We start from the raw sequence: 2,208 nt of genomic DNA on the forward strand, positions 1-2,208 counted from the left end.
CTTCACGATAGCCAGCTCTATCGTAGCTGACTGAAATCATCCAGGAGAGAGTTTTCGTTGTGAGGCGAGGCTTTGCTTCTGGTTGTCAGGGGCATCCGCTTAGACGGTTTGCTTTATGTCAGAAGCGCACATTACTTACATCGTGCTATGTTGATTTATGTGGAGAAATTCACCGAAAGTCATACCTTCTAGTAAATAGGATTGTCAGATGAATGTAGAAACTGCGCGTTTAAGGCTTGAACCCTATCATGACTCACACTACGAAGGCTTAAGGGTGATGGATAACGATTCCGGCGTGATGCGGTATATCAGCAAGGGGATTGTTAAAACACCAGAAGAGACCTGGGAAAGTATCAGGCGTGTTCAGGCCCGATGGCAGAAATACGGATTTTCGTGGTGGGCTATCAAAGAGAAGGCTTCCGGGGCCATCGTTGGCGCAGCATGTCTCCAGTACCTGGCAAACGTTGAGGGTGCACCCTTAGAGATTGGCTGGCGGCTCGTCCCAGAACAGAATGGCAAAGGCTATGCAACAGAAGCGGCGAAAGCGATTATTGATTTCGCGGCAGAGCAGATAGGCGCAACGTATTTAGTGGCTGTTGCCGATCCTGAAAATACGCCCTCTCAGCGCGTGATGCAGCGATTAGGCATGACTTACAAAGCAATAGAACAGCATTACGATGTGCCCTGCGTAGTCTATGAACTGAGCATTCAGCGCGCTGAATAGTAATAGGGATGTGACAACGTCCGCTTTATGCCCAACAGCGGACGTTATTAACAACGTTGAGTCAATGCGTGGGGAGCAAGGTCAAGATAGCTAAGACCAGGACTAATAATTCATTTTGCCTGAATGGCGGGAACGGGAGAAACGGGGCCTCAATGGGTGGCAACGGCGGTCCTGGTGGACCAGGGGGACAGGGGGGAGTGGAGGTAGTCATGGAGGACACGACGGATCTCCAGGAATGAGCGGCGCTGCGGCGTCCAGATAGGTATCAAGTTATTAATTTTGCTATAAAGGCTTATTTCTGAAGCGAGAGAGACGGTAACTCTCCGGGATCTCATCGTTCTTACCGTTGCGTAATTCTTCAGAAACCAGCCTCCCGATCGCAGCTGCACAAGTAACAGCTGGGTGCATAACTGCGACATAGACGCCCTCGCTCTCATCAGTAAAGCCAAGAACTGGATACCCATCCTGCGGAACAGGGCGTTCTCCTATTGAGTATTGGGTGAGAGAAACCAACTCTGCGCCCCTGAGCCTGCTTCTTATTGAGGCCTGAGCAGCGATAACAGTTTCTCTGACGCTGCCGTTTGCCGGATAATCCTCTGCTGCTAGTAAATCCCCGTTACGGGCATGTCGAACCTCTATATCATCACCTGCGATGAGCGTTTTGACTACGCACTGGAGTGCTGCAAAACGTAGCAATACAGCAGGTGATGCCAGAACCGGAACAGGGGTACCCATCAGCTTAGTCAGAGCGGGAATACCCGTTCCACAGGCCAGCACAACGCAATCCGCCTCCAGTTGCCCCTGAGAAGTCAGGACGCCTGTCACCTTGCCTTTGGTCATGCAAAAACCCTCAACGGTCGTTTGGTTTTGCACTACCACCCCCTTTCCGCAGGCCTTATCCAGTAATATACGTGTCGCTTCTATGGCATCGATGGCCCCATCGTTTGCAGCATAGCGGGCTTCTGAGGGAGGAAGTACCAACGCAGGCTCAAGACTGGCTATTTCGGCTGTGTCGAGGAGGCGTTCTTCAGGTAGGCAGGCCTGAGACGTTGCGCCGTATTTTAATGAACCACCCCAGTTAATCTTAAGCTCCGGAATTTGTTCTTCAAGCCTGTGCCAGTCCGCAAGTGCGGCGCGCCGGAGAAGCACATCAGGCGCATCATCACACACCACGCCGGTCAGCCAGCCGAACGCGCTGCCGGTCGCCCCTGATGCAGGCATATTTTGCTCAATAATAGTGACGTTAAATTCAAGGTGGGCAAGATGCCATGCGATTGAAGCACCAGTGATTCCGGCACCCACGATGACGATCCTTTTTTTCATACTCACCACTGTAATATTCTCCTGCGTGGGAAACATCTCCATGCCATGATGCAAAGGTTATTTGTTACGGTCAACCTGCCAGAATTGCAAAACGCGTGGCCACAACTCTTCAAGACTGCAGCGGTATATGCTTTGTTTAGAAGTCCGCTCTTCGCTCAAAA

General features: G+C 51.3%; 2 protein-coding genes. One reads left to right on the plus strand and one right to left on the minus strand.

From position 1 onward, the window contains the following. The first annotated feature begins 208 nt into the window (after positions 1-208). Positions 209-724 carry a GNAT family N-acetyltransferase gene (locus WH277_RS02255; RefSeq protein ID WP_339458037.1) on the plus strand — a complete coding sequence of 172 codons (516 nt, stop codon included), beginning with the start codon at positions 209-211 and terminating at the stop codon, positions 722-724. Between the two features lie 282 nt (positions 725-1,006). Here the strand turns inward: WH277_RS02255 and WH277_RS02260 are convergent, their stop codons facing one another. Continuing rightward, positions 1,007-2,047: an NAD(P)/FAD-dependent oxidoreductase gene (locus tag WH277_RS02260; RefSeq protein ID WP_339458787.1), complete on the minus strand. Its 1,041-nt coding sequence runs from the start codon at positions 2,045-2,047 to the stop codon at positions 1,007-1,009. Positions 2,048-2,208: the final 161 nt, after the last annotated feature.

Origin of the sequence: Erwinia sp. MYb416 (assembly GCF_037479575.1) — a bacterium.
GTDB lineage: Bacteria > Pseudomonadota > Gammaproteobacteria > Enterobacterales > Enterobacteriaceae > Erwinia > Erwinia rhapontici.

Coding starts and splice junctions, on each gene's coding strand:
- WH277_RS02255 (WP_339458037.1), top strand. CDS start 209: ATGAATGTAGAAACTGCGCGTTTAAGGCTTGAACCCTATCATGACTCA.
- WH277_RS02260 (WP_339458787.1), bottom strand. CDS start 2,047: ATGAAAAAAAGGATCGTCATCGTGGGTGCCGGAATCACTGGTGCTTCA.